Genomic DNA, 24022 nt, shown 5'->3' with positions numbered 1-24022 from the left:
ACACTGTTCGCACCGTTTCGTGTTAACTGTTGTCGTCGGTTTCCGCGGGAAGCACCACCCCTTCGACGTCGTTCACGCCCGCCCGGCGGACGACCGCCCGCACCGGGTCGCGCGCGCCGGCGAGGTTGTGCGAGTCGCCATCGAGCACGCACAACCGCGCCGCGTTGCCCGCCTCGATACCGACGTCGATGTCCAAGAGGTCCGCCCCGTTGAGGGTCGCCATCCGGAGGACCTCGTGAGCCGACACCCCTGTGAGCTTCGCGGTGAACTCCATCTCGCGGAACATCGACGGGCTGTCGAGCATCGCGTTGTCGGTCCCGAGCGCCACGGTGGTGTGGGCGGTGAGGTCCTCGACTGGCGGCAGGCCGACGCCGGTCACGAGGTTCGAACGGGGACAGACGACGACCGGCCACCCCTCCGCTTCGAGCCGGTCGAGATGGTCGGCGTCGGCATGAACCATGTGCACCAGAAAGTCGGGGTCGAGTGCGAACGCCGCGTCGATGTCCTCGGCGTCGCGCTCGCCGGCGTGGATGCCGAACAGTTTCCCGGCCTCGCGCGTCGCCTCGCGCTCGTCCGCGAAATCGGCGTCGCGCGCGCCGCTCGCACCGAATCCCTGACTGGCTTCCATCGCCGCGACCGACTCGCGGCCGAGCACCGTCGCCGCGATGGGCGATTCGGCGAGGGCGTCCTCGATGGCGCGCACGCCTTCGACGCCGCCCTCGCGGAACTCACAGAACGCGCCCGTGCCGCCCTCGCGCATGAACGCGATGGTCCGTCCCATGCTGGCGACGAGTTCCTCGTGGCTCGCCGCCCGGAGCAGCCGGTGTTTCAGCCCATCGGGGGGTGCGACGAGTTCGTCGAGGTCCAATCCGCCGCCGGCCTCCTTAGCGATGGAGTCGCCGATGTGGGTGTGGGCGTTGACGAACGCCGGCAGGACGACCTTTTCCGAATCGGTCGTGGTCTCCTCGATGGTTTCGATGCGGCCGTCCTCGATGACGATTCGGCCCTCGATTGGGTCGAAGTCCGTTCCGGCGAGTATCGTGCCCTCGATGTCCATGTCCGCGCTCGGTCGGCGCTCGTCTTGAATCACACTGTCGCCCGACGGGATTCAGTCCTCAGCGAGCGCGGTACGGAGTGCGGCGCGGCGCTCGGGGTCGAGGTCCGCGGCGAGGTCCCCCGTAAAGGGGCTTTCTGTGAGCGTGGCGAACGCACGCTCGGTCTTCTCGCGGATGCGGTCGACGGCCGCCTCGACCTCCTCGATGGAGCTGTCGCGCTCGTTGGCAATCGTCACCGGGTCGGTCCCCGCATCGAGGGCAGCGGCGACCGCGCGCTCCTCGTGGCTGAGTATCGACGGTTCGTCGGGCATACTGGTGCTGGGTGACGCGACCGATAAAACGTGACGACTACCCGAGCGCCGAGACGGCGACCCGATGCGGACCGAATTCGCCGTCGAGCGTGACCGAGTCGGTAATCGCATCGGTGACGGTCTCGCGCCACGCCGCCACGGCCGCGGTGTGGTGTTCGTGGTGGTGCTCGACGGTGTACTCGACATCGGAATCCGCTCGAAGCCGCCCTTCGGTCGCATCCGGCGTCGGATAGTCGGGCGCATCCGGAACGAAGCGGGCGGGTGCGATGTGAACCGGCTCCGGCGTCGTATCGTACTCGCCGGCGTGCTCGACGTGGATGCGGGCGCGCATCCGCCCGCTGAACGGCGGCGTCACCCGGAACACCGCCGATTCACCCCGCCGGGTGGCTTCGAGCGCCGTCACGACGTCCTCGGCGTTGACGGCAATCGAGCGGATGGCACGGTAGTCGTTTGACGCCATCGGCGGCGGTTGGCGACGTGAGTACTAAACGATACGGCCGCGCCGACACGAACTCCGAACGCTTTTGTTCACCCACTCGGTCGAGGTGAACGATATGGAGCGACGAGCGTACCTTGCGGGCCTCGTCACGGTTGGAATCGCCGCGCTCGCTGGCTGTTCGAGCGACGATGGTGAAAGTGGTGGTGATGGCAACGGTGGTGGTGACGAAACCAGCGGTGAGGGCGAACGCGGAGCGGGCACGGATGGCGAGTCCGTCGACGCACTTTCGACCGACGGCGAGGCGCTCGAAACGGGGCAAGCACCGCCAGACGAGACGGGGACGCCGTTCGAGGAAACCGAGACCGTGCCCGAAGAGGAGGGTCTCGAAACCGGACAGGCACCGAACGCGACCGGCGACTGAGTTACTGCTCGCCCTCGCGCGCGGCGTCGATACGCTCGCGCTGGTCGTCGCTGAGGGAGAGTTCGACCGCACCCACGTTCTCGTCGAGCTGGTCGGTCGTGCGTGCGCCGACGATGGGCACGCAGGTAAATCTCTCCTGTGCGATGAGCCAGCGCAGCGCGACCTGTGCGGGGCTGGCGTCCAGTTCGTCGGCGACCTCGCGGACGGCATCGAGCACGTCCCAGCCACGTTCGGAGACGTAGTAGTCGTCGAACAGTTCGTCGAAAGTGCCCCGCGAGCCGTCGGGCGACTCGACGTCGTGGACGTCCTCGCCGGCGCGTTCGTACTTGCCCGTGAGGAACCCACCCGCGAGCGGCGAGTACGGGCAGACGGCGAGGTCCTGGTCGGCACAGACCTCCAGGTACTCGGAGACGTCCTCGTAGTAGGCGGCGTGGAAGAGCGGCTGGGTGACGTCGAACCGTTCGAGGTTCTCGACGTCGGACTGCCAGAGCGCCTTCGTGAGCTGCCAGCCGGCCATCGTGCTCGCGCCGAGGTGGTTGACCTTCCCCTTGCGAACGAGGTCGTTCAGGGTGCGGAGGGTCTCGCGGATAGGGGTGTCCTCGTCGAAGCGGTGGATATAGTAGAGGTCCAGATAGTCAGTACCGAGCCTGTCGAGGGTACCCTCGATTTGGGTCCGGATGTGCTTGCGACCGAGACCGCTCTCGTTCGGGCCGTCGCCGTAGTCGAAGTAGACCTTCGAGGCGAGCACGTAGTCGTTGCGGTCGCGGTCGTCGAGCCAGTTGCCGATGTACTCCTCGGCAGTACCGGAGGGATCGCCGTAGACGTTCGCGGTATCGATGAAGTTGATGCCGTGGTCGGCCGCGCGGTCGAGCAAAGCGTGGGCCTCCTCTTCGTCGGTTTCGAGCACGTCGCCGGTGTGTTTGCCGAAACGCCACGTGCCGAAACAGAGTTCCGAGACTCGCAGTCCCGTCGAGCCAAGGGTTTTGTATTCCACGAACGGTGATGGACGGTCGGCGACAAAACCGTTCGGATGCGGGCTACTCGCCGTGTAGCAGGTCGTCGATGTCCTCCTCGTCGAGCAGTTCGATGAGGTGTGCGCCGTTTTCGTACTCCCGGAACTCCTCGTCGGTCATGCGCGCGCGGAGTTCCCCGTCGCTGGCCGTGGCTTCGAGTTCCTCGTCGAGGTCCTCCGGGTCGTAGCCGGGCACGGGCATACCGGGCGTTGGCCCCGGAGGAGTATATACTATCCGTCGACTCCGATGACGGATCCCGAGGTTTCATGGGCAGCGGTGCTGGACGAATGGCTAATGAGTCAGGCGACGCTTCCGGGTCGGTATCGCAACTCGAACCTCTTTTCGGGCTACTATCTCGACGAGCGCGTCTTCGGACTGGACGAGTGGGACTGCGACGCGGAAGCCGAGCAAGCCTTCGAAGAGTTGCAGACGCTCTACGAGGCCGAAGGGGACACGCTCGAAAGCTACGACGAGGACCCGCTCCGGCGACACTGGATAGACGAAGTGCTCTCGATTCTCGGCTACGAATCGCTTCCGGAGACGCCGATTCTCGACGCGCGCGGCTCCATCGACCGAGCGCTGTACGATTCCGCCGACGAGCGCCGGCACGCCGCGGCGATGAAAGCCGACGGGGAGTACGCCGGAATCTATGGGCAATCGCTGTCGGTGCTCGAAGCCAAACAGTGGGACGCCGATTTCACCGAACGGTTCGGCGAGGCGCGCTCCTATCGGGACGCCTCCCACCAGATAAAGTATTACCTCGAACACACGCCGGAATCGGTCTCGTGGGGCATCCTGACGAACGGGAAGAAGTGGCGGCTGTACGGCACGAAGGACTACGAAACCGAAACCTACTACGAGGTCGATCTGGTCGACCTGCTCGAATCCGACAGTGTCGAGGTGTTCAAATACTTCTATGTGTTCTTCCGGCCGGCCGCGTTCCGGGAATCGTCGGGAACGACGTTTCTCGACACGGTGTGGTCCGAGAGCGAGACCGCTGCCCAAGAACTGGGCGAGGACTTGCAGGACAACGTGTTCACCGCGCTGCGAGTGCTCGGCGAGGGGTTCGTCGCAACCAATGGATTGGACATCGACCCCGCGGACGACCAGCGGCTCGCCGCGTTGAAGGAGCACTCGTTGGTGTTGCTCTATCGACTGATGTTCGTTCTCTATGCGGAGTCGCGCGGTCTCATCGACCCGGACGACCCCGATAGCGCGCGGGAGTACGAGGAGAACTTCAGCCTCGACGCGCTCCGGCGCGAGGTCATCGACGAGGTGGGCGAGCGCGCCGACGAGGCGGACTTCGAGCGTGAGTTTTCCTCCTACGCGACCCGGATGTGGGGCCAGCTCGAAAACCTCTTCGCGCTCGTGGATTCGGGCAACGACGAACTGGGGATTCCGGCGTACAATGGAGGATTGTTCGACGAGGACAGTCATAGATTTCTCGCCGCAAACGAGGTGTCGGACCGCCATCTCGCCGAAGTCATCTATCGACTCTCGACGACCGAGACCGACGAGGGTCACGTCGCCGCGGACTACGCCGACCTCGATACCCGGCATCTGGGAACGATTTATGAAGGCCTGCTCGAACACGAGTTCGCCGTCGCGCCCGAAGCGCAGGCCGCCGTCGCGGGCGACGGGGGACAGGTCTGGAAGCCCGCCGACGAGGTGAGCGTGGCCGAGGCGGTCGAGACGGTCGAGGAGGGCGAACTCTATGTCGTGAACGACGACGGCGAGCGCAAGGCCACGGGTGCGTACTACACGCCCGACTACGTGGTGACGTACATCATCGAGGAGACCGTCGGGCCGCTGTTGGACGATATCGAGGAGGAGCTTGACGGATTGGAGCCGGGCACCGAGGAGTACGTGATTGCCTTCTGGGAGCGCGTGACCGACCTCAAGATTTTGGACCCGGCGATGGGCAGCGGGCACTTCCTGACGAAGGCGACGGGGTATCTCGCCGACGCGGTGATGGAGCGCGTCCGGGAGTTGGAGTCGGGGTCGCTGTTCGACGAGGAGTTGGTCCGGCGCACGATTTCGCGGGAATGCATCTATGGCGTGGACGTCAACGGGATGGCCGTCGAGTTGGCCAAACTCTCGATGTGGCTCGAAACGCTCGCCGCCGACCAGCCCCTTGCCTTTCTGGACCACCACCTCAAAGCCGGGAATTCCTTGGTTGGGTCGGACATCACCGAGGTGCTCGCCGACGAGGACGAGCCGGGGCAGGTGACGCTGGCGTATGACTTCGCCCAGACTCGCCGGCGCGCGCTCGGGCAGGTGATGGACCGGATGGGCGAACTGCTCGCCATCGACAACGAGACCTTGGACGACGTGCACTCGATGGAAGACCTCTATGCGGAAATCCGCGAGGACCCGCTCTACGAGCACTTGCAGGCGATGGCGACGGTCCACACGGCCGGTGAGTTCGGACTCGACGTGCCCGAGGATGCCATCGAGCGCATGGCCCGCGCCATCGAGGACGAGGGCGAGTGGGCCGACATCGAGGCGAGCGACTGGTTCCGCACGGCGCAGGCGATGGCCGACGAGGAGGGCTTTTTCCACTGGGAACTCGAATTCCCCGCGGTCTTCTTCGACGGCGACGGCGAGCGACTGGCGAGTGCGGGTTTCGATGCAGTTGTGGGGAATCCGCCGTATGTGAAAATTCAGAACATCAGACAAACAAATAGCCGACTCGCCGAATACGCAACCGAGCAATATCGAACAGCGACAGGCCGATTCGATTTGTACGCGCTCTTCACGGAACAGGGTTCTAAACTGGCTCGCTCCGGCCATCTTGGATATATTCTACCGAACAAGTTTTTCGAGTCTGGCGCAGGCGAAGGACTCAGGACATTCCTTACAGATACCAAAAGACTTGACAAAATAATCGATTTTGGACAGGGTCAGGTGTTTGAGGGGGCAACTACGTACACCTGTTTACTATTTTTGTCTGGCTCGGAGTCTTTGGAGTACGGTGAAGTGATCAAGTCTAGCGCTCTGGAGCAAACTCTTCCGGATGTAGAGTTGGGTGAAATCCCTTCCGATGAATTGGATGAGGCTGGTTGGATTCTTACCGGTCCGATTGAACGAGAGGCAATACAAAAGATGCAGTCGTCTGGTGTGACTGTTGATGAGAGGACGGAATATCTATCAGAAGGGATTGTTTCGGGCGACAATGATGTTCTCTTCGTAGAAGTCGAAGAGTGGGACGACGACCAGCATATAATCAGGAGCCGAGCAAACGACGAAACGTATGCAGTCGAGAGCGAAATCGTCCGACCACTCGTGGATGGCGACAAAATAGAACGGTACGGTGGAATCGAGACTGACTTGGCAGTAATATATCCGTACCGCGCAACGGACGATAATTCGGAGGAAATGCCAGAAAAACGGCTGGAGAGCAATTACCCGAAGGTATACAGCTATCTCTCTGAGTTCCGTGAACGACTAGAAAATCGTGGATCGGAGTCGATGAATTACCCGATGTGGTACTCGCTCTGGTGCCCTCGAACGAAACAATTATTCGAATCTGCGAAACTCATCGTCCCAGATGTCTGCCAGCGGTCAGAGTTTACACTAGACAAAAACGGCGGCATTCACCTCCCAAATAGTGCATATGGAGTCGTTCCTGAGGAGAACCACAACCGAAATCGACGTTACTTGCTCGCGGTGTTGAACAGTTCACTGACGTGGTTCTACATTTATCATACCAGCCCTGTCCTCCGTGGTGATTTCAGACGATTCATGACATCGTATCTTGCACCAGTTCCGCTCCCGGATGAAGTTCCAAAGCAAAGTATTACTGACGAGCGCAAGGAGGAATTTTTGGAATTATCTGAAGAACATGCGCAGAGTAGCGCGATTTCTACGGTGGAACAACCTGCGGACTTTCTTGCTCACTTAGCAGGTGAAATGTATGAGACACACAGTCAGCGTCGCAATCTCAATCTCGACCTCCTCGATTACCTCGGAAATTACGAGGATGGCCCGACCCTCGGGGAGTTCTACCAGCCGGCGAGCGGGCTGGCCGAGTCGGTGCTGACTGACACCGCAGCCGACAGCGAGTTCGAGAAGTTGCGGGTGACGGGCGCGCAGGTCGAGCGCGATGGCGACCGCCTGCGGGTGCTGGCGGTGCCGTACGTGAAGCCCGAGAATCCCGAGGAGTACGAGACGAACGGTCGGGGGTATGCCACGCTCGACCCCGTGCCGGCGATGGAGTTCGTCGGGCTGAGTGAGGCCAAGGCCGACCTCATCGCAGCGTTCGTGCCCCACGCGGTCGATGAGGCCGGTGGGTTTGCGGGCTATCGGGACAACGCCACGGCGACGATTTCGCCGCTCGACAGGCTGGAGGGGCTGACGCTGCCGAAGCTTGCAGATGTCGAGGGTGGCATCGAGCGCTACATGGATGCCCGCGAGCGCGCGGCGGAGTTCGACGAGAAAATCGAGCGGACGGACGAGTTGATCGACGAAATCGTGTACGAGTTGTATGGGTTGACTGACGAGGAAATCGAAATCGTAGAAGGGGCTGTCGGTGGGTGAGCATCCGCGAGCGAAGCGAGCGGTTCACCGAGCCGAACGAAGTGGGGTTCGGGACTTTTTCATCGACGTTTTTGCGCCGAGTGGTTCGCCGGAGGCGAACCCGAGGCGGAAAAAGGTCGGAGTGAGATCGAAATCGTGGAGGCTGTCGGCGAGTAGACGGTTGTGGTGCGGTAGCGGAGGCGGTTTCGCCAGCAACTGTATCGCGAGCGACCGAAGGGAGCGAGCGGGGGCGACATTGGCTTTTGATCCACCTTTTGCGAGGGAGCGAACGGAGTGAGCGACCGTAGCAAACGGTGGGTGGACGAACCTTTTTGTTGGGGCCAGCAGTAGCCGGCATATGGAAAAGGTCACAATCGATGATGTGTCCGTCGTCAACAATCCCTTGGGCGTGCATTCGGTGCGCAAGCCGGTCTCGCGGGACCTCGGAACAGAGGACTTCGCGATGAACTACTTCGAACTCCAACCGGGCGAGTCATTTTCCGGCGGACTTCACGCCCATCACGACCAGGAGGAGGTCTTTTACGTGCAGGAAGGCACGGCGACCTTCGAGGTAGGTCGTGAACGCGAGGAGCACGAGGTGGGGGCGGGCGAACTCATCCGCTTCGAGCGCGGGGAGTTCCAGGTGGGCAAGAACGACTCCGAGGAGCGCGTGGTGGGCTTCGCCCTCGGCGCGCCGAAGTCCCGCCACGACTTCGACGAGATGGAATCGGTCGTCCACTGCCGCGAGTGCGACGCGGAGACCGTCCACGACCTCGACCTCACCCAGCAGGGTGCCTTCACGTTCGCCTGCACCGACTGTGGCAACGAGTTCACCATCGGCTGAACGAGGCACCTTTTTCGACCGGCGGACGAACGGCCGATGGCCGATGACGAGACGCGTTCCGAGCCGGACTCGGCACCCGGCGATGACGACCCCTATGAGTACCGAGGCCTCGTTTTTCGCGTGCTTACTCGATGGCTTTCGAAAGCCAAACCCGTATATCGGAGCGCTCGGTGTACCCCGTATGGTCGATGTGAGCGGCCATCTGGCGATGGCGCTACTGTTCGCCGCACCAGCATGGATCATCTGGAAGCGACGTGGCGCGCTCGCCTTTGCCGGCTTCGCGCTCGTGACGGCGATGCTTCCGGACGTTGACCTCGTGCTCAAGACGTTCCTTCCGATACGACACCACGGCATCACCCACACGATACTGTTCGTCGCGGTCATGAGCGTTCTCGGCGGTGCCATTGCCGCGCACATGCTCACCGAGCGGTTCAACGCCAACCGCTTGATACACAGTGAAACCATCACCGAGGAGACGGTGTTCGTCTTCGCCACGAGCGGTTTTCTCACCGGTGGATTGAGCCACATCTTCGCCGACCTCCTCTCGGCACCCGACGTTGCCCAGCCACTCGAACCGCTCTGGCCGCTCTATGACAAACCCATGGCCATCGACGTCATCTACTACGATTCGCCGCTGTGGAATTTCGGGCTCCTGGCCGTGGCGCTCGCGGTCCATTTCGTCCTCTTTCGCCACGAGAGCTATCCCCTCGAAACGCGCTATCGCATCGGCGACCGGGACGATGAGACCGCGCCGGCGGCTGCCGACGTCGATTAGGTCCCGACGGAGTTTTCGAGCGTGCCGACCCCCTCGTAAGTGATGGTGATGTCGTCGCCCGGTTCGAGCAGTCCTGGATTGGCCGGGCTGCCGAACGAAATCACGTCGCCCGCGCGGAAGGTGAACCGCTCGGAGAGAAAGGAAATCACCTCGTGCGGTTCGAACAGCATCCGGTCGGTGTTGGCCTCCTGACGAACCTCGCCGTTGATTTCGGTTTTCATGTCGATGCCGCCGGGGTCGACGTCGGTCTCGACCCACGGCCCGAGCGGGGCGGAGCCGTCGAAGGCCTTTCTGGCCGTGCGGCCGTCCTGGTCGAGTGCGTCGAGGTCGTTCAGTATCGTGTAGCCACGCACCGCATCGGACACCTCTTCCGGGGCGAGGCCAGTACACGAGTGGTCGATGACGGCCGCGAGTTCGCCCGCATAGGTGAATTCCTCGGTGAAGCGCGGATACCGAATCTCGCGGTCAGGGGGAAGCACCGAGACGGGCGGCTTGATGAAGAAGTCCGGACGCTCGGGGCGCTCGTAGTCCATCTGGTCGAGCGTCGTCGCGAAATTGCGACCCACACAGTAGAGCGCCGACGGCGCACACGGCGCGAGCAGTTCGACGCCCTCGTCGGGGAGGCGGTGCGTCTCGTGGTCGGTATGAACGACGCCATCGCGGTGTTCGCCGGTGATAGTTCCCTCCGAAGTGCGGATGCGCGCCAGCTGCATACCCATCCGCCACACGGCGTGGTCATATCGCTTCCGTTCGCCCTGTCACCGACCCCCATAGATGTATATCCGCGGGGTGCGTTCGTCGTGTATGGCGGGCAACCAGTACGCCTTCGAGGGAGCAGCACCCGAAATCGATGCGGACGCCTCCGTGAGCCACGGCGCGACGCTCGTCGGCGATGTCACCGTCGGGGCGAACGCGAGCGTCTGGCCGGGCGTCGTGCTCCGCGGCGATGTCGCGCCGGTCGAAATCGGCTCACAGTCACACGTCGGTGACAACGCTGTCCTCCACGCCTCGCGTGTCGGCGAGCGGGTGATGGTCGGCCACGGCGCGATACTCAACGACGCCACGGTCGGCGACGGCGCGCTCGTGGGCTTCAACGCGACGGTGAACTCCGATGTCGCCGTCGGGGCCGGCAGCGTCGTCGCGAGCGGGACCACGGTACCGGAGGGCTACGACATCCCGCCGGAGTCGTTCGTCCGGGGCGTGCCCGCGACCGTGACGCCGCTTTCGGAGACGACGCTCGACCCGGAGGTGATATTCGAGGCCCATTCGTCGGGAGCGTACACCGACCTCGCCGAGCGCCACGAGGACCTCTTCGAGCGCTGATTTTCAGGCGGCCGCATCGACTTCCTCGACGAGTTCCGGCGAGTCGTTCGAGGGGTCGTTGACGGCCGTCGAGACCGGGTAGGCCCTCATCTCGTCGGGGGAGGGCCGAAGCAGGTCCGCGCCGCCCTCGGCGAGCCACCGCCGCTCCTCGTCCGGAGAGAGGACGACCGCCATCCGGTCGTGGAGTTCCCCCACCACGTCGTTCGGCTCGGTCGTGATGACGGTGAACGTCTCGACAAGGTCGGTCTCGGTCTCGGGTCCACCATCGCCGAACTTGCCCAGTCCGGTCTGCTTTTGGGTCGGCTGCCAGCGCTCCCACAGTCCGGCCATCGCGAACGGTCCATCACTTTCGAGCGTCACCCGGTATGGCTGTTTTCCCTCACTCGTACCCTGCCACTCGTAGAACCCGTCGGCGAGCACGAGACAGCGCCGTTTCTCGTAGGCGTCACGAAAGCTCCGCTTCTCGGCGACGGTCTCGGCGCGGGCGTTGATGGGGCGGTTCCCGCTCGCGGTTTCGGCCCAGTGAGGAATCAATCCCCATTCGAACGTGTCGATGGTCTCTGGTGCGTCGTTCGTGATGACGGGAAGGGACTGGCCGGGCGCGGCGTTGTACCGCGGTGTCGGTTGGTGCTCGAAGCTCGCACCGAAGCGCTCTTCGAGGTCGGCCGGCGGCGTGAAGAGGGTGTAGCGCCCGCACATGACGCGAAAGAGGGGCGCAGCCGGAATAACGCCATCGGCCACGACGATGTGCTGTGTGCATAGGACGGTCGGAAAGCCGCCGGCGCTTGTGCGCACACCACGCCAGTTCGAGGGAGGGCTATACTCGCTCCCGTCGTGAGTGACACCCATGAAACTACGACGGCGAGCGTTTCTCGCAAGCGCCGTGACGGCCGGTGCGCTCGCCGGCTGCCTCGGGAGCGGAAGCTCGGGGTCAGCCGGCAACTCGAACGTGGCGACCGAAACCGACGGGTCGAACGGGTCACGGGCGGCCACGGAGCCGGCGGCTCGGAGCCTCGGCCATCCGGCGGCCGCGGCCCTCGCGGGCCAGCCGTTTCTCGGTCCAGCCCCCGGAGCCGCCCGCGGGACCATCATCGCCTTCGAGGACCCATCCTGTCACAACTGCCGGCGCTTCAACGAGAACACGTTTCCCGAACTCGAATCGAAGCTCGTCGCCCCCGGAGAGGCGAGTTTCGTCTATCGGAACTTCCCCCACGCCTTCGCGTGGGGCAAACCCGCGATGCAGGCGCTCGAAGCCACGCTCGCCCGCGGCGAAGAGCCGTTCTGGGCGCTCGAACACCACTACTTCGCCACCCAAGAGGAGTTCTCGGAGGAAAACGTCCTCGACCGCACGCGGGAGTTCCTCACGGCTGAAACGGGGGTCGATGCCGCCGCGGTCGTCGCGGATGCGGAGGCGAAGAAGTTCGATATGGCTGTACAGCGCGACACCGACGCCGGCAACGCCGCGGGCGTCGTGAGCACGCCGACGTTCTATCTCTTCCGGGATGGGAAATTTCTGACCGAAGTCCGTGGCGCACAGAGCTATCAGGTGTTCGCGCAGGCACTGGGGGCGAAATGAGCACTCGCTCGCGCTCGGTTCGATTGCCGACCCGTGCCCGCGACTGGCGGCTGATGGCCCGCACGGTTCGGTTGGTCGTCACCATCCCCATCTACACGCTCCTCGCGCTCGTCTCCTCGCTCGCCGGCCTAACCCTCTTTGTCCTCTCACAGAACCTCCCGCTCGCCGGCTTCCTCCTCTCGGGGGCGCTCCCGCTCGACAGCCGGTTCGTGGTTCTCGCCGAGCAGTATCCCTTTATCGGGACGAACTACGGTGTGCTCCAAGGTATCTTGCTCGTCGTGACCGCGGTGCTCATCGGGGTCAACGTGGCGATGGTCGTCTATCACCTCCGCGAGCACGCCCTCTCTGCTGCACAGGGCACGACGAGCGTCGCCGGTGTCCTCTTGGGCACGCTCGGCGCTGGCTGTGCGGCCTGTGGCTCGGCCGTGCTCGCGGGCGTGCTCTCGCTGTTCGGCGTGACGGCTTCGCTCACGGTGTTGCCCTTCGAGGGACTCGAATTCGCTGCGCTTTCGCTTCTCGCGCTCGTCCTCTCGGTGTTCTGGCTCGCCCGCGGCATGCGCGGCGGCGAGATCAACGACTGTCCGGTCGAGTTCGACTGACGCCACCTCCCGCCCGTACATATAAACGATATCACGCCGTATTCGCCCGTATCCATGACCGAGGACCCCTCGTTCGCCATTCCTCGTCACCCGGAACGGCGCTACTCGCGTCACGCGGGTCTCGAATACGAGGGGACCACCGTCTTCTCGCTGTCGCCCACCGCCGAACGCGAGAACGGCACGCTGGACGACCTTCTCAAGAGCGTGCTCGACGGCGACGCCTACATCTACGGCGACTGGTTCGACCTGCCGATGGCGCTGTATCTCGTCCACGACACCGGGACCGGCGACGTCTTTCGAGTCTCAGTTCGGGACGGAGCAATCGAATTTCACGTCCTGCCCGGGACCGACCCGGAAGGGCTACGCGCACTCTACGGCCGGCTCGCCGAGCGGAGCGACGACGACTGGGTCGTGGACCGTCAGACCGACGTCTGATATTGTCGGTCAGACGTACTTCGTCAGCCGCCGTCGGAAACCCAGAGATTGCGGCCGAATGGATCGAATCGAATAATGGCGGATTTCTGACCGACAATATGAGACCCACAACCGACTTACCTGCCGGCGGAAATCCCTTCCCATGACCATCTCGCGCGAGGTCGAACTCTCGGGACACATCATCGACTCGGGGATGATGCAGGCGTGTTTCGGGGCCATCATGGATTTGGGAGGCTCCTTCGAGGTCGATGAGTTCCGAATCGGCCGAAGCGAAGTCGAGGAGTCGTACGCCCGTCTCACGGTGCTTGCAGACACCGAAGACGACCTCCGCTCCATCGTCCACGAACTCCACCAGAACGGCGCGACGCCGGCCCATCCCGTCGACGCGACGCTCGAACCCGCCCCCGACGACCAGGTCGTCCCCCCGAACTTCTACTCGACGACGAACCACCACACGGAGATTCGCCACGACGGCGAATGGATTCCCGTCGAGCGCATCGAGATGGATTGTGTGGTGGTCGTCGAGCGCGAGGATGACGGGCCGCGCGCATACACGAAAGTGCTCAACGCAATCGAGGAAGGCGAGCTGGTCGTGACTGGCGAGACCGGTATTCGCGTTCGCCCACCCGAACGGCCCCGAAATCGTGAGGGGGCCTTTGGCTTCATGCAGGGTGGTGTCTCCTCTGAGCGACCATCGGAGTCGACCATCGCCAAAGTCGCCGAGGCCATCGCCGAGACCAAACGCGAGGGCGGGTCAGTGCTCGCCGTCTGTGGGCCGGCGCTGGTCCACTCCGGCGCGCGCGAGGACCTCGCCCGACTGGTCCGTGAGGGGTACATCGACATGCTCTCGGCGGGTAACGGCTTCGCGGTTCACGACCTCGAACGCGACCTCTACGGCACCTCGCTCGGGATGAACACCGAAACCCTCGACCACCCCCGCAAGGGCCACAAACACCACATCTACACCATCAGCGAAATCATCCGCGCCGGTGGCATCGAGGAGGCGGTCGATAGGGGATTGGTGGAGTCGGGCGTGATGTACGAGTGCATCGAGAACGACCGTCCGTTCGTGCTCGCGGGGTCGATACGCGACGACGGCCCGCTGCCCGATACCATCACGGATTCGGTCGAGGCGCAGAACGCCATCCGCGAGCAGGCCCACGAGGCCGACATGGTACTCATGCTTTCGACCCTCTTGCACTCGGTCGCGGTCGGCAACTGCCTACCCTCATCGACGCGGGTCGTCTGCGTCGATATCAATCCGGCGACCGTCACCCAACTGCTCGACCGCGGGAGCGCGCAGGCGGTCGGCATGGTCACCGACATCGGGACCTTCGTGCCGATACTCGCCGAGCAGCTGTGTGAGGAGTGACCGAGCGGCGAGACGGGCGCGACCCGCCGACGGATAGAAGGCCGAGGGACCGTTTCGACCGGTATGGCATCCGCACGGTCGCGGCTCGGTGGACGGATTTCGGAGATGGGGCTCGGGGTGGCCGTGCTGGCGGTGGCCGTCGGGGCGCTCGCGGCCGGCGGGCTGTTCGTCCGGCTCGGTACGCGCGGGCCGGTGGTGTCTGTCGAGTCGGCGGTCGGCTCGATTGCACTGGCGGTTGCCGGCGCGAACCGGCTGTTCGTCCTCGGCTATCTCGGCGTCGGGATGGAGCGGCTGTATCTCACCGCGGGCACAGTGTTGGTGGGGCTTGTGGGCGTCGCCGTCGGGCTGACCGGCCGGTGGTGGAGCCTTCCGGCCGCCGTGCTGGTCGGCGTGGCGGCCGCCGGAACGGTGACGGTCCTCAGCGGCTGCACCTGCGGTAGCGGCTCGACGACGCTGCTCGCCGAGCGGGCCATCCAGCGGGTTCTCAGTGGGACTGCGTCGCTCGCGTGAGCCGAACGTCGTCGCTGGGACCCACACCGTTAAACCCCCAGTAGTTTGGTCAGCCCGACCAGCAGGAATCTGTGGTTTAGAACGCAAGCCAAAACCCAATAGGCGACGCCCGGTTTAGCGCCGGCGATGAGTGAGTTCGTAGTGGAGACGATAGCGTCCGCACCGGCGGTCGATGCGCCCGTCGCAGCCACCGGCGGCATCGTCAGGGCAATCGAACGGGCCTTCGAACCCATCCGCGAGGTACTGCGCCCGATTCTCTCGAATCCCACCGTGCTCGCCGTCTGGGTGGCCATCGTTGCCCTCTCGCTCGGCGTGCTCTGGTGGGACCTCCGCGAGCACAATCGGGCCATCGGCTCGCTCATGAAGTTCGTCTGGACCCTTACGGTGGCGTATTCGGGGCCGCTCGGACTCACCGTCTACTGGTACACCGGGCGCACGCAGATCGACCATGACTCGCTGTGGAAGCGGGGCTTTCGCTCGACCTCGCACTGCTATTCGGGCTGTGGCGCGGGCGAAATCGTCGGCATCACGCTCGCGCAGGGGATTCTCGGATTGGGTGTCGTCGCCGTCGCCGGCGTCACGTTCGCGCTCGCGTACGTCTTCGGCTTCGCGCTGACGGTCGGTCCGCTCATGCAGGACGGCGTCGGGTTCAAAGAGGCGTTCGTGGACGCGCTCTGGAGCGAGACGCCCTCGATAACGCTGATGGAGATCGCCGCCATCGGCACGGACCTGCTGTTGGCGAGTCAGGCGGCGATGGGTGAGACGCTCTTCTGGCTCGCGCTCGCGTTCTCGCTGTCGATTGGCTTCCTCGTCGCGTGGCCGGTGAACGTCGGTCTCGTGAGCTTCGGGGTCAAAGAGGGTATGAGCGACCCCTCACAGATGGACTGAACGGTCAGGACCGAACCGCCTAACCGCGTGGTCGCCGTTTTCGGTGGTATGACGGACGAAAGCGGGACGGTTCGCGTCTGGCTCGTCGAGCGCGGTTACAACAACCGGGACCTCATCGTCCTCAAGTACGCGACGCCCGACGGCGAGCGGCTCTTTCGGCGGGAGCTGTCCGCACAGGCCATCGGCGTCGACACCGTGACCGCCGCGAAGGACGTCTCGCCCGCGGACCTCGAAGCCGTCGACGATACCGACCGCCGCGAGCGATACGCCGACGAGGTCGAACGCATGGCCGACGAACACGACCCCGACGACACGATTTGAGAAGCGGCGTAGCGTCTATACTGGTTAGGCCGCGCAGTTGTTCGCGCCCGTTTCGAGGGTCGTCGCCTCGGTAGCGCTCCCGACGGTCTCGACGCCCCGGTTGATGGCGATGACCGTCTCGTAGTTGTCGGGTTTCTTGGGGACGTTCTCGACCATCCGCTCGACGAAGGACTCCTCGTCGAGGGCCGCGAGGTCGAGGCGGCTCTGTACGTCGTCGAGACTGGCGGCGACGAGGTCGCCCGGCGCGGCGTTGGCGTAGCTCCCGTCGTTTTCGACCGTGACGTGGCCCGGCAGGACGGTGAGTTCTTCAGGGAGTTCGAGCAACGTGTCGTGGAGGGTCTCGTACTGCATCCGTGCGCCCGTCTCGGCCCCTTCCTCGCCGAATTCGAGTTCGGTGCGGCCGACCGAATCGAGGAAGAGGCTGTCACCAGTCAGAACCGCCTCGTCGCCGACGCGATAGGCGACCATCTCGGTGGTGTGGCCGGGTGCCGCGAGCGTTTCGAGGTCGATGGTCCCCACAGAGAGCGTCTCGCCGTCGGCGAGTGGCTCGAAGCCGTAATCGAGGTCGCGCTCGGTCGCTCTCTCGCCGAGACGGTAGGGAACGTCGAGTCTGGCCGCGAGGTCGCGGCCGCCGGAGATGTGGTCGGCGTGGACGTGCGTGTCGAGCACGTCCGTGATTTCCATTCCGTGCTCGGCGGCAGCAGTGATGTACTGGTCGGTGTGGCGGGTGGGGTCGACGATGACGGCCTCGCCCGCACGCTTCGAGCCGACGAGATAGGAGAGACAGCCCTTCGCGCGGCGCTGGAACTGGGTGATCAGGAGGTCCTCGGTCCCGGTCTCGACCACGGCGGTCTCGTACAGTTCGTTCCACTCGCGCATGCCGCCAGTGACGACCGCGACGTTCTCGAAGCCGCTGGCATCGAGTTCGGAGGCGAACCGCGCCGATGTCGCGCCCTTGCCGCAGATGGTGAGTATCTCGTCGCCGTTTGACAACTCGCTGACCCGTTCTCGCTGGTCGTCGCTTAGGGTTTCGGTCGGACCGAACGGGACGTTCTCGGCACCCCTCACGCGCCACGAGTCGTAGCTCTCGGCCGGGCGCGTGTCGATGAGCACGTAATCGTCAGCATTCGCATCGAGCCGCGTGGCGAGGTCTCTGGCCGTGGTTGTTCCGAACATCGGTATCGCTGTGTATGGTATTGGGATGGATAAACATTTCTGACGGCGAGCGGTTCACGGCTCGACAGACCGACCGAGAGGGTCGCTCATCGCCGGAAAAACAGTTGGTTCTATTATAATTCGTTCTTAGACTTCCCAGCGTACAAACACATAAGTCGCTCTCGCCCCAACGAAACTCACTGACATGGTCGACGACACACAGCTTGCCGAGAGCAAGGCAATCCATCGGCGAACGGGGACGACCTTTTACGTAGCGACGCGACTGCTCCCCGAGCGCGTTCGCCACGCGACGTACGTCCTCTACGCCTTTTTCCGGGTTGCCGACGAGATCGTCGACGACCCGAACGGACCGCCGCCGTCCGAGCAACGCGAGCAGCTCGACCGACTCCGGGACGGAGCGCTCGGTGGCGAAACTGAGGACTCGGTCGTGGCGGCGTTCAGCGACCTCCGACAACGGTACGACATTCCCGACACCGCCGTCGAGGAGTTCGTCGAGGCGATGGCAACCGATATCGACACGGATAGGTATGAAACCCACGAGGAACTCGACGAATACATGGGCGGGTCGGCGGCCGCCGTCGGCGAGATGATGACCGCGGTCATGCAGCCCGACGACCCCGATATCGCGCGCCCGCACGCTCGCCGACTGGGTGAGGCGTTCCAGCTCACCAACTTCCTGCGCGACGTGCGCGAGGACGTCGTCGAGCGCGACCGCATCTACCTTCCGCGAACCGCCCTCGAAGAGCACGGCGTCACCGAGGCACAGATACAACGCTTCGGGATGGACGGCGATTTCGCCGCGCTGATGCGGAGCGAACTCGAACGGACGGAAACGCGCTACCGCGAAGGCGTCGCCGGCATCAAATACCTTCCCGATGACTGTCAGTTTCCCGTGCTGCTCGCGGCCGTGCTCTATGCCGACCACCACCGCCTCATCAGAGAGCGTGGGTACGACACCCTCTCCGTGACGCCCGAACTCTCCTCGGCGCGAAAGCTCTCCCTCCTCGTGCGCACCCGCTGGCATTGGCTCTGGAACAAGGACCCCGAGACGGTCTTTGCGAAGGTGAGCACCGTCTCACACAGCCCGAGTCGCCACCACGGTCCCGAGGATGCGACGCCCACACGCTAACCGCTCCACAGGTCGCTCGCGCCGATGCCCGCCACGTCGAAGCGCTCAGTTCCGATGAGACCGCCGGCCAGCACCAGCGCGATACCCACCGGAATCCAGTTGCCGAAGACGGCGTTGATGGTTCCCCAGAGCACCACGAAACTCACGAGGTCGTCGAGCATGAACGCGCAGGTTTCGAGGCGCTCCCTCAATCGTGTGCGGTCGAAGGAGTAGTCGAGGACGAACACCGATACGGTGGCCGAGAGCACCCACCCGAGGTAGTTCGAGGCGGGAACGCCGTAGAAGACCCCTCCAGAGTAGCTCCAGAAGCCGATGGCGACCGCACCGGGGTCGAGCACGACGTCGACGAGCAACACCGTACAGATGACCGCGACGAGGCGCACCGCGCGCCGGTTGGCCGTGTCGCCGAGCACGAGCAGACAGAGCAGGTAGCTGTTGAACACCAGCGGCAGGAAGAAGACGGGGAGACCGAGCGGCACAGCCCCGAACAGCATCGGCCCGAGTTCGATGGTGTATTCGAACGCGCCGTAGGGCCACCCGGTTACGACGCCGACGAGTTCGATGCCGAAGGCGTAGGCGACGAGCACGCCCGTGCCGAGGGCCGCCCGGCGGTCGTAAAGCGGCGCGAGACCCGCCACGAGCGGCAGGCGCATTATCACTGTGCCGAAGAGGATGAGATACGGGTTGTATCGCAGCGGCGGGTCGAGGAGACCGGTGGCGCTCGCCAGCAGGAGGGCCGCGCCGACCACCGGAAAGACCACCGCGATGGTGAAGCGATTGTCGGCGACCGCCCTGTCGAGCCGTGCCTCGATTCGCTGCCGAGTCGCGCGTTCAGCCGCCATAGACCACCATCCACAGCCCGCCGAGGGTCATCACCATCCCGACGAGCGTGTTCACCGCCGGATACCACCAGTACGCGCGCTCGACATCGACCGACGAGCGGGCGATGGCGAAGACTAAAACTGGGTAGGCAAGCAGGAGCAATGCGAAGAAAACGTGGACGAACGCGAACGCAACGGCGGCCGCGAGCCAGCAGAGCGCACAGTAGCCATACGTTCGGCGCTCGCCGAGTGCCGTCGCCGTCGTCCGAACGCCTGCTTCCCTGTCCGGCTCGATGTCCGGAATCGCCGAGAAGGTGTGCATCCCCATCGTCCAGAGCCACCCGCCCGCCACGGCGAAAAGGGACGGCAGCTCGCCGGTGATGGCCGTATAGGCGACCACACCCGGCAGCACGTACAACCCATTCGACAGCGAATCGAACAGCGGTGTGGTCTTGAACCTGAGCGGCGGCGCGCTGTACTCGACGGCGAGGAAGAAAAAGAGCGCCAGCGCCGCGAGCGCTGCCGACGGAAGGAGTGGAACGAACCCGACGGCGAGAAGGCCGCTCACGAGAACGGCAACGAGAACAGTTCTGTCGCCCGTGTAACGCACCTCACGGTCGTCCTTCTTGGGATTCGCTTCGTCGATGTCGGCATCGAAGACATCGTTGACACCGTAGAGGAAGACGTTCGCCGGCACGAGGAAGTAGGCAAACAGCGCGAGCGCCAGCGGGGAGAACAGGTCGGAGAGACCGTCGACGGCATAGACCACGCCGACGATGACCGGGCCGGCGAGGTAAAACCAGAATCGGGGCCGGGAGAGTCGGAGGAGATAGCCCGTGGTGGTCGTTTCGGGCGGGATGTGCTCTTTGTACCGACTCAACCCGCGACGGACGCGCTCGCGGTTCATCCGTGGTCGTCGACGACGGCGTTCGCCGCGTGCTCGCCGCTGATGAGACACATCGGTACGCCGATTCCGGGAGTCGTATACGACCCCGAGAAGTAGAGGTCCGGGACGGTTTCCGAGCGATGGGGCGGCCGGAAGAGCGCGGTCTGGCGGAGGGTGTGAGCCAGCCCGAGCGCCGTGCCCTGCAAACTGTTGTAGCGTTCGGCGAAGTCGTCGATTGAGAAGGTCTCTTCGAGAACGATGCGCCCACGGAGGCCCACACCGGTGTTCGTCGCGATATCGTCGAGAATTTTCTCGCGGTAGCGCTCGCGGATTTCGGGGGTATCGTCGAGATCCGGCGCGATGGGTACGAGCGCGAAGAGGTTCGAGTGACCCTCCGGCGCGACGCTGTCGTCGGTTTTCGAGGGGACACAGAGGTAGTACGCGGGGTCGTCGGGCCACGCCGGCTCCTCGAAGATTTGCTCGAAATGGCCATCCCAATCCGTGGGAAGGACGAGCGTGTGGTGGGCGAGCGGTTCGACGTCGCCCTCGACGCCGAGATAGAGCAGGAAGGCAGAGGGCGCGAGCGTGCGCTCGTCCCAGTACTCCTCGGAGTACTGGCGCTCGTGCTCGGGGAGCAGGTCCTGTTCGGTGTGGGCGTAATCGGCGTCGGAGACGACGATGTCCGGTGTGTGCTCGCCCGCAGCGGTAGCGAGCGAGAAGCCGTCGCGCCGGCGGGTGATTTCGGCCACTTCGGCGTCGGTCTCGATGGTGACGCCGAGTTCTTCGGCGAGGTCGGCGATGCCGGCGACGACGCCGCCGAACCCACCTTCGGGATAGTGGACGCCGAGGTTGAAGTCGACGTGGCTCATCATCGTATAGAGCGCGGGCGTGTTCTTGGGCGAGCCACCGAGGAAGACGAGCGTGTACTGCATTATCTGCTGGAGCTTCGGATGCTCGAAGTAGTTCGAGACATGGGACTCCATCGAGCGCAGCAGGTTCAGACCGACCGGTGCGGACCGAAACACCTCAGTGTCGACCCAATCGCGGAGTCGGGGGCGGTCCGTGTAGACGAACCGCTCCATCGCCGCCTCGTAGGTGCGCTCGCTCCGGTCGAGGTAGTCGTCGAACGCGGCGGCCCCGCCCTCTTCGTAGGATTCGAAGACGGCCCGGACTTGGTCGCGGTCGGGCGTCAAATCCACGCGGTCGCCGTCCTTGAAGAACACTCGGTAGTGGGGGTCGAGCCGTTCGAGACCGTAGTAGTCCGCCCGGTCGGCGTCGAAGTGGCCGAAAAACCGCTCGAAGACGTCCGGCATCAGATACCACGACGGTCCCATGTCGAAGCGAAACCCCTCCTGTTCGAACTGCGAGGCACGACCGCCGACCTGCCCGTTCTTTTCGAGCACCGTGACGTCGGCCCCCGCAGCGGCGAGATAACACGCCGCCGACAGCCCGCCGAAGCCCCCGCCGACCACCGAGACCGTCCGACCGACGAGCGCTTCGGCGTCCGACCCTGCCGCGAGCGGATTCATGGTGGATGATATGGCGGCGCGTATAAAAGACGACTGACACCGGCACGTCGGATGGGTGACGTGCCGAGGCGGCGCTCGACGGTTTTATTAACTTCCGCACCGATATTGCTAACAGAATGGAGAACATCGGAGCAGTCGGTCTCGAACGGCGCGAGCAGGTATCGTGGGTCGGCGTCGTCGGAACAGTAGTGTTCGTCGTCCTGACGGGAATCGGGGCGTTCGCGGGTCTCTGGAAACTGTTGGTCGTCGGCTGGGTCGCCTTCGCCGCGATGGTCGGCGGGGCGGCCGTCAGCAGGCGTTCGCGGGAGCGGGGAGCGGCGCGGTCGGTCCGGGCCGACGGTCTCGCAAGCGGCGCGATGGTCACGAGCGCTGCCGTCTTCTTGGTGCCCCAAGCCATCGGCTACCAGCCCCAGCTAGGCGGGTTCGGCATCGCGGTCGGCCTGCTCGCTGGCTACGCCGGCCACACCATCGGCCATCGCCTCACGCATCTCGACCTCCCGCTCGAAACGACGACTGCACAGCTCACCGCCCACGCGCTGGCCGCCGGCGTCGTCATCGGCACGGTGTACACGCTCCTGCCGGACCTCGGGCTGTTGCTCGGGCTGAGCATCGTCTCACACAAGGCCCCTGCGGGGTATGCCGCCGCCGGCCGCCTCCGGGCGGAAGGGTTACCGGTTGGTGTGCTCGCGCTGCCGGCTGCCGGCGTCGGTATCACAGCGCTGCTCGTGGGACTGGCCGAACCGCCGAGTTCGCTGGCGCTCAACGCTGTCGTTTTCGGCTTTGCCGCTGGCATCTTTCTCCACATCGCCATGGACTTCCTGCCCGAGTGTGAGACCGGCGGCGAACACGTTCACGGCGAGGCCCACGCACGGCTCGACCGGTTGCGCGTCCATGCCGTGGCGAGCACGGTCGTCGGCGCGGGCGCGGTGGCGCTCGCGTGGTTGCTGGTCGCCTGATACCGTCGGTCGGAAAACCGGCGGCCGTCGAAGAAAAATTCGGTCGCCGTCGCGCTGGTTTCCAATACTCGAACACATCCGACCGACGGTATGAGCGTCGTTGCCGGACGCCCGCACCGGGACGAACTGATTCGACACAACGCCACCGCACCGACCCGGGTCGGCAAGCCCCTTTTGCCATTCGATATCATAATGCTCGGCATGAGTGTCATCGCCGAGTACAGCCTCGCCCCGGGCCGGCTCTCGTTCACGGCGGCGCTCACGGCGGTTTCGTCCATCGAACTCGAGATCGAGCGGGAGTACGGGACGCGCTCTGCGATGCCGGTCGTGTTCTGCTGGGCACACGGCGACGACCTCGATGGCTTCGAGCGAGCGCTCGACGAGGACGAAACCGTGAGTGACGTCCATCAGGTGAGCGGTGTGGGCGACCGGCGGCTCTATCGCGTGCGACTGACCGGCGCGGCCCCAGTCGTGACCTACGATACGTGGATAGACCTCGGGGCCGCGCGGCTCGAAATGTGCTATCACGACGGGCGCTGGCACGCCCGGATGCGCTTTCCCGGCCGTGAGGCGCTTGGCACCTTTCGAACGTTCTGTCTCGACCGCGATCTCGACTTCCGGCTCCATCGACTCTACGACAGCGACCCCGAGCGCGAGCAGTCGCGCGAGCGCCTCACGAGCCACCAGCGCGAGGCACTCCGACTGGCCCACGAGGGTGGCTACTTCGGGATTCCGCGCGGAACGACGCTCGGCGACATCGCCGCGGAACTCGATATCTCGAATCAGGCCGCCTCCGAGCGGGTACGCCGCGGCTGTGGACGGCTCGTCGACGACCGCTTCGGATGACGTTCGCCTCGACTATCAGGGACGACCGTTTAGTTTGTCGCTCGACAACCAAGTAATGGGACGGTCCCGGGCGGTCCGTTGCGTGGCATCACCAATACCGTCTCCGTCCCGTCTGTTTTTCGGCGGGCTATACCACCAGTCACAGCTCGATTTCGGTCGTCGGGTCCGGGAGACTCCAGAGCACCTCGGGGAGGAAAGAATCTCAGTACCTCACAAAGCGGGTTAGATGAACGGGCTGCTTGGTCAGTTGATGCGACCGAACCAAGCAGCCAATGAACT

The 24022-nt window shown here is 64.4% G+C and carries 26 protein-coding genes; 15 read left to right on the top strand and 11 right to left on the bottom strand.

Annotation, left to right across the window (positions count from 1 at the left end; all coding sequences use genetic code 11):
- Positions 1–22 precede the first annotated feature (22 nt).
- From ACQUQO_RS09655 to ACQUQO_RS09645, 3 genes are read right to left on the bottom strand one after another with little or no spacing between them, the layout of a single operon-like run.
- Positions 23–1057 carry an amidohydrolase family protein gene (locus tag ACQUQO_RS09655; RefSeq protein WP_435077868.1) on the bottom strand — a complete coding sequence of 345 codons (1035 nt, stop codon included), beginning with the start codon at positions 1055–1057 and terminating at the stop codon, positions 23–25.
- A 51-nt stretch (positions 1058–1108) separates the two neighbouring features.
- A complete protein-coding gene (locus ACQUQO_RS09650; RefSeq protein ID WP_435077779.1) occupies positions 1109–1366 on the bottom strand; it encodes a hypothetical protein in 258 nt (85 codons plus the stop codon).
- A gap of 37 nt (positions 1367–1403) precedes the next feature.
- A complete protein-coding gene (locus ACQUQO_RS09645; RefSeq protein ID WP_435077778.1) occupies positions 1404–1826 on the bottom strand; it encodes a hypothetical protein in 423 nt (140 codons plus the stop codon).
- 94 nt (positions 1827–1920) lie between these two features.
- On the opposite strand from ACQUQO_RS09645, the gene ACQUQO_RS09640 reads away from it, so the two are divergent.
- Entirely contained in the window at positions 1921–2226 is a 306-nt protein-coding gene (locus ACQUQO_RS09640) for a hypothetical protein (protein WP_435077777.1), read from the top strand.
- A 1-nt stretch (position 2227) separates the two neighbouring features.
- Here ACQUQO_RS09640 and ACQUQO_RS09635 read toward each other — a convergent pair whose 3' ends face one another.
- Entirely contained in the window at positions 2228–3220 is a 993-nt protein-coding gene (locus ACQUQO_RS09635; protein WP_435077776.1) for an aldo/keto reductase, read from the bottom strand.
- A gap of 43 nt (positions 3221–3263) precedes the next feature.
- The gene (locus ACQUQO_RS09630) at positions 3264–3440 is read right to left on the bottom strand and encodes a hypothetical protein (RefSeq protein WP_435077775.1); all 177 of its coding nucleotides are present in this window, start codon (positions 3438–3440) and stop codon (positions 3264–3266) included.
- 93 nt (positions 3441–3533) lie between these two features.
- Between ACQUQO_RS09630 and ACQUQO_RS09625 the strand changes: the two genes are divergently transcribed.
- From ACQUQO_RS09625 to ACQUQO_RS09615, 3 genes are all read left to right on the top strand, one after another.
- Positions 3534–7778 carry an Eco57I restriction-modification methylase domain-containing protein gene (locus tag ACQUQO_RS09625; protein WP_435077774.1) on the top strand — a complete coding sequence of 1415 codons (4245 nt, stop codon included), beginning with the start codon at positions 3534–3536 and terminating at the stop codon, positions 7776–7778.
- 337 nt (positions 7779–8115) lie between these two features.
- Positions 8116–8601, top strand: coding sequence for a cupin domain-containing protein (locus tag ACQUQO_RS09620; protein WP_435077773.1), 486 nt, complete (start codon positions 8116–8118; stop codon positions 8599–8601).
- Between the two features lie 181 nt (positions 8602–8782).
- Positions 8783–9376 (top strand): metal-dependent hydrolase, encoded by a 594-nt coding sequence (locus ACQUQO_RS09615; protein ID WP_435077772.1) that lies wholly within the window; start codon positions 8783–8785, stop codon positions 9374–9376.
- On the opposite strand, the gene ACQUQO_RS09610 is transcribed toward ACQUQO_RS09615, so the two are convergent.
- Entirely contained in the window at positions 9373–10089 is a 717-nt protein-coding gene (locus ACQUQO_RS09610; protein ID WP_435077771.1) for a fumarylacetoacetate hydrolase family protein, read from the bottom strand. The two genes, ACQUQO_RS09615 and ACQUQO_RS09610, sit on opposite strands and share 4 nt — an antisense overlap.
- 91 nt (positions 10090–10180) lie before the next feature.
- Between ACQUQO_RS09610 and ACQUQO_RS09605 the strand changes: the two genes are divergently transcribed.
- Positions 10181–10699 (top strand): gamma carbonic anhydrase family protein, encoded by a 519-nt coding sequence (locus tag ACQUQO_RS09605; protein ID WP_435077770.1) that lies wholly within the window; start codon positions 10181–10183, stop codon positions 10697–10699.
- Positions 10700–10702: 3 nt separating this feature from the next.
- On the opposite strand, the gene ACQUQO_RS09600 is transcribed toward ACQUQO_RS09605, so the two are convergent.
- Positions 10703–11398, bottom strand: coding sequence for an SOS response-associated peptidase (locus ACQUQO_RS09600; protein ID WP_435077769.1), 696 nt, complete (start codon positions 11396–11398; stop codon positions 10703–10705).
- A 148-nt stretch (positions 11399–11546) separates the two neighbouring features.
- Between ACQUQO_RS09600 and ACQUQO_RS09595 the strand changes: the two genes are divergently transcribed.
- The 7 genes from ACQUQO_RS09595 to ACQUQO_RS09565 all read left to right on the top strand — a co-directional run bounded on the left by ACQUQO_RS09595 (position 11547) and on the right by ACQUQO_RS09565 (position 16400).
- Positions 11547–12275 (top strand): DsbA family protein, encoded by a 729-nt coding sequence (locus ACQUQO_RS09595; protein WP_435077768.1) that lies wholly within the window; start codon positions 11547–11549, stop codon positions 12273–12275.
- Entirely contained in the window at positions 12272–12874 is a 603-nt protein-coding gene (locus ACQUQO_RS09590; protein WP_435077767.1) for a hypothetical protein, read from the top strand. Before ACQUQO_RS09595 ends, ACQUQO_RS09590 begins: the two co-directional genes overlap by 4 nt.
- 54 nt (positions 12875–12928) lie before the next feature.
- Positions 12929–13309 carry a hypothetical protein gene (locus ACQUQO_RS09585; protein WP_435077765.1) on the top strand — a complete coding sequence of 127 codons (381 nt, stop codon included), beginning with the start codon at positions 12929–12931 and terminating at the stop codon, positions 13307–13309.
- Positions 13310–13451: 142 nt separating this feature from the next.
- The gene (locus ACQUQO_RS09580; RefSeq protein WP_435077764.1) at positions 13452–14681 is read left to right on the top strand and encodes a TIGR00300 family protein; all 1230 of its coding nucleotides are present in this window, start codon (positions 13452–13454) and stop codon (positions 14679–14681) included.
- A gap of 63 nt (positions 14682–14744) precedes the next feature.
- Positions 14745–15191: a hypothetical protein gene (locus tag ACQUQO_RS09575; RefSeq protein WP_435077763.1), complete on the top strand. Its 447-nt coding sequence runs from the start codon at positions 14745–14747 to the stop codon at positions 15189–15191.
- Between the two features lie 126 nt (positions 15192–15317).
- The gene (locus ACQUQO_RS09570; RefSeq protein WP_435077762.1) at positions 15318–16079 is read left to right on the top strand and encodes a DUF4396 domain-containing protein; all 762 of its coding nucleotides are present in this window, start codon (positions 15318–15320) and stop codon (positions 16077–16079) included.
- Between the two features lie 48 nt (positions 16080–16127).
- The gene (locus tag ACQUQO_RS09565) at positions 16128–16400 is read left to right on the top strand and encodes a hypothetical protein (protein ID WP_435077761.1); all 273 of its coding nucleotides are present in this window, start codon (positions 16128–16130) and stop codon (positions 16398–16400) included.
- A gap of 24 nt (positions 16401–16424) precedes the next feature.
- Here the strand turns inward: ACQUQO_RS09565 and ACQUQO_RS09560 are convergent, their stop codons facing one another.
- Positions 16425–17576: an MBL fold metallo-hydrolase gene (locus ACQUQO_RS09560; RefSeq protein ID WP_435077760.1), complete on the bottom strand. Its 1152-nt coding sequence runs from the start codon at positions 17574–17576 to the stop codon at positions 16425–16427.
- A 184-nt stretch (positions 17577–17760) separates the two neighbouring features.
- On the opposite strand from ACQUQO_RS09560, the gene ACQUQO_RS09555 reads away from it, so the two are divergent.
- Entirely contained in the window at positions 17761–18705 is a 945-nt protein-coding gene (locus ACQUQO_RS09555; RefSeq protein ID WP_435077759.1) for a phytoene/squalene synthase family protein, read from the top strand.
- Here ACQUQO_RS09555 and cruF read toward each other — a convergent pair.
- The 3 genes from cruF to ACQUQO_RS09540 are packed head-to-tail and all read right to left on the bottom strand — an operon-like array spanning position 18702 to position 21941.
- Positions 18702–19547: a bisanhydrobacterioruberin hydratase gene (gene cruF, locus ACQUQO_RS09550; protein ID WP_435077758.1), complete on the bottom strand. Its 846-nt coding sequence runs from the start codon at positions 19545–19547 to the stop codon at positions 18702–18704. The genes ACQUQO_RS09555 and cruF overlap by 4 nt on opposite strands.
- Positions 19537–20433, bottom strand: coding sequence for a prenyltransferase (locus ACQUQO_RS09545; protein WP_435077757.1), 897 nt, complete (start codon positions 20431–20433; stop codon positions 19537–19539). The genes cruF and ACQUQO_RS09545 overlap by 11 nt, the downstream gene beginning before the upstream one ends.
- Positions 20430–21941: a phytoene desaturase family protein gene (locus ACQUQO_RS09540; protein ID WP_435077756.1), complete on the bottom strand. Its 1512-nt coding sequence runs from the start codon at positions 21939–21941 to the stop codon at positions 20430–20432. The genes ACQUQO_RS09545 and ACQUQO_RS09540 overlap by 4 nt, the downstream gene beginning before the upstream one ends.
- Positions 21942–22057: 116 nt before the next feature.
- Between ACQUQO_RS09540 and ACQUQO_RS09535 the strand changes: the two genes are divergently transcribed.
- Together ACQUQO_RS09535 and ACQUQO_RS09530 are read left to right on the top strand one after the other, a co-directional pair.
- Complete coding sequence (locus tag ACQUQO_RS09535) at positions 22058–22897, top strand: ZIP family metal transporter (protein WP_435077755.1); 840 nt, start codon at positions 22058–22060, stop codon at positions 22895–22897.
- A gap of 201 nt (positions 22898–23098) precedes the next feature.
- Positions 23099–23743, top strand: a complete 645-nt coding sequence (locus ACQUQO_RS09530; RefSeq protein WP_435077754.1) for a helix-turn-helix domain-containing protein — start codon at positions 23099–23101, stop codon at positions 23741–23743.
- Positions 23744–24022 lie beyond the last annotated feature (279 nt).

The sequence above is a fragment of the Halococcus sp. AFM35 genome (assembly GCF_051195015.1).
In the GTDB taxonomy this organism is placed as follows: Archaea; Halobacteriota; Halobacteria; order Halobacteriales; family Halococcaceae; genus Halococcus.
Note: the sequence above shows the minus strand (reverse complement) of the source record. Positions and strands in the feature narration are given on the sequence as shown.

Excerpts from the sequence above, each read along its gene's own strand:
- ACQUQO_RS09655 (WP_435077868.1), bottom strand. The coding sequence starts at position 1,057 with ATGGACATCGAGGGCACGATACTCGCCGGAACGGACTTCGACCCAATC.
- ACQUQO_RS09650 (WP_435077779.1), bottom strand. The coding sequence starts at position 1,366 with ATGCCCGACGAACCGTCGATACTCAGCCACGAGGAGCGCGCGGTCGCC.
- ACQUQO_RS09645 (WP_435077778.1), bottom strand. The coding sequence starts at position 1,826 with ATGGCGTCAAACGACTACCGTGCCATCCGCTCGATTGCCGTCAACGCC.
- ACQUQO_RS09640 (WP_435077777.1), top strand. The coding sequence starts at position 1,921 with ATGGAGCGACGAGCGTACCTTGCGGGCCTCGTCACGGTTGGAATCGCC.
- ACQUQO_RS09630 (WP_435077775.1), bottom strand. The coding sequence starts at position 3,440 with ATGCCCGTGCCCGGCTACGACCCGGAGGACCTCGACGAGGAACTCGAA.
- ACQUQO_RS09625 (WP_435077774.1), top strand. The coding sequence starts at position 3,534 with ATGAGTCAGGCGACGCTTCCGGGTCGGTATCGCAACTCGAACCTCTTT.
- ACQUQO_RS09620 (WP_435077773.1), top strand. The coding sequence starts at position 8,116 with ATGGAAAAGGTCACAATCGATGATGTGTCCGTCGTCAACAATCCCTTG.
- ACQUQO_RS09615 (WP_435077772.1), top strand. The coding sequence starts at position 8,783 with ATGGTCGATGTGAGCGGCCATCTGGCGATGGCGCTACTGTTCGCCGCA.
- ACQUQO_RS09610 (WP_435077771.1), bottom strand. The coding sequence starts at position 10,089 with ATGCAGCTGGCGCGCATCCGCACTTCGGAGGGAACTATCACCGGCGAA.
- ACQUQO_RS09605 (WP_435077770.1), top strand. The coding sequence starts at position 10,181 with ATGGCGGGCAACCAGTACGCCTTCGAGGGAGCAGCACCCGAAATCGAT.
- ACQUQO_RS09600 (WP_435077769.1), bottom strand. The coding sequence starts at position 11,398 with ATGTGCGGGCGCTACACCCTCTTCACGCCGCCGGCCGACCTCGAAGAG.
- ACQUQO_RS09595 (WP_435077768.1), top strand. The coding sequence starts at position 11,547 with ATGAAACTACGACGGCGAGCGTTTCTCGCAAGCGCCGTGACGGCCGGT.
- ACQUQO_RS09590 (WP_435077767.1), top strand. The coding sequence starts at position 12,272 with ATGAGCACTCGCTCGCGCTCGGTTCGATTGCCGACCCGTGCCCGCGAC.
- ACQUQO_RS09585 (WP_435077765.1), top strand. The coding sequence starts at position 12,929 with ATGACCGAGGACCCCTCGTTCGCCATTCCTCGTCACCCGGAACGGCGC.
- ACQUQO_RS09580 (WP_435077764.1), top strand. The coding sequence starts at position 13,452 with ATGACCATCTCGCGCGAGGTCGAACTCTCGGGACACATCATCGACTCG.
- ACQUQO_RS09575 (WP_435077763.1), top strand. The coding sequence starts at position 14,745 with ATGGCATCCGCACGGTCGCGGCTCGGTGGACGGATTTCGGAGATGGGG.
- ACQUQO_RS09570 (WP_435077762.1), top strand. The coding sequence starts at position 15,318 with ATGAGTGAGTTCGTAGTGGAGACGATAGCGTCCGCACCGGCGGTCGAT.
- ACQUQO_RS09565 (WP_435077761.1), top strand. The coding sequence starts at position 16,128 with ATGACGGACGAAAGCGGGACGGTTCGCGTCTGGCTCGTCGAGCGCGGT.
- ACQUQO_RS09560 (WP_435077760.1), bottom strand. The coding sequence starts at position 17,576 with ATGTTCGGAACAACCACGGCCAGAGACCTCGCCACGCGGCTCGATGCG.
- ACQUQO_RS09555 (WP_435077759.1), top strand. The coding sequence starts at position 17,761 with ATGGTCGACGACACACAGCTTGCCGAGAGCAAGGCAATCCATCGGCGA.
- cruF (WP_435077758.1), bottom strand. The coding sequence starts at position 19,547 with ATGGCGGCTGAACGCGCGACTCGGCAGCGAATCGAGGCACGGCTCGAC.
- ACQUQO_RS09545 (WP_435077757.1), bottom strand. The coding sequence starts at position 20,433 with ATGAACCGCGAGCGCGTCCGTCGCGGGTTGAGTCGGTACAAAGAGCAC.
- ACQUQO_RS09540 (WP_435077756.1), bottom strand. The coding sequence starts at position 21,941 with ATGAATCCGCTCGCGGCAGGGTCGGACGCCGAAGCGCTCGTCGGTCGG.
- ACQUQO_RS09535 (WP_435077755.1), top strand. The coding sequence starts at position 22,058 with ATGGAGAACATCGGAGCAGTCGGTCTCGAACGGCGCGAGCAGGTATCG.
- ACQUQO_RS09530 (WP_435077754.1), top strand. The coding sequence starts at position 23,099 with ATGAGTGTCATCGCCGAGTACAGCCTCGCCCCGGGCCGGCTCTCGTTC.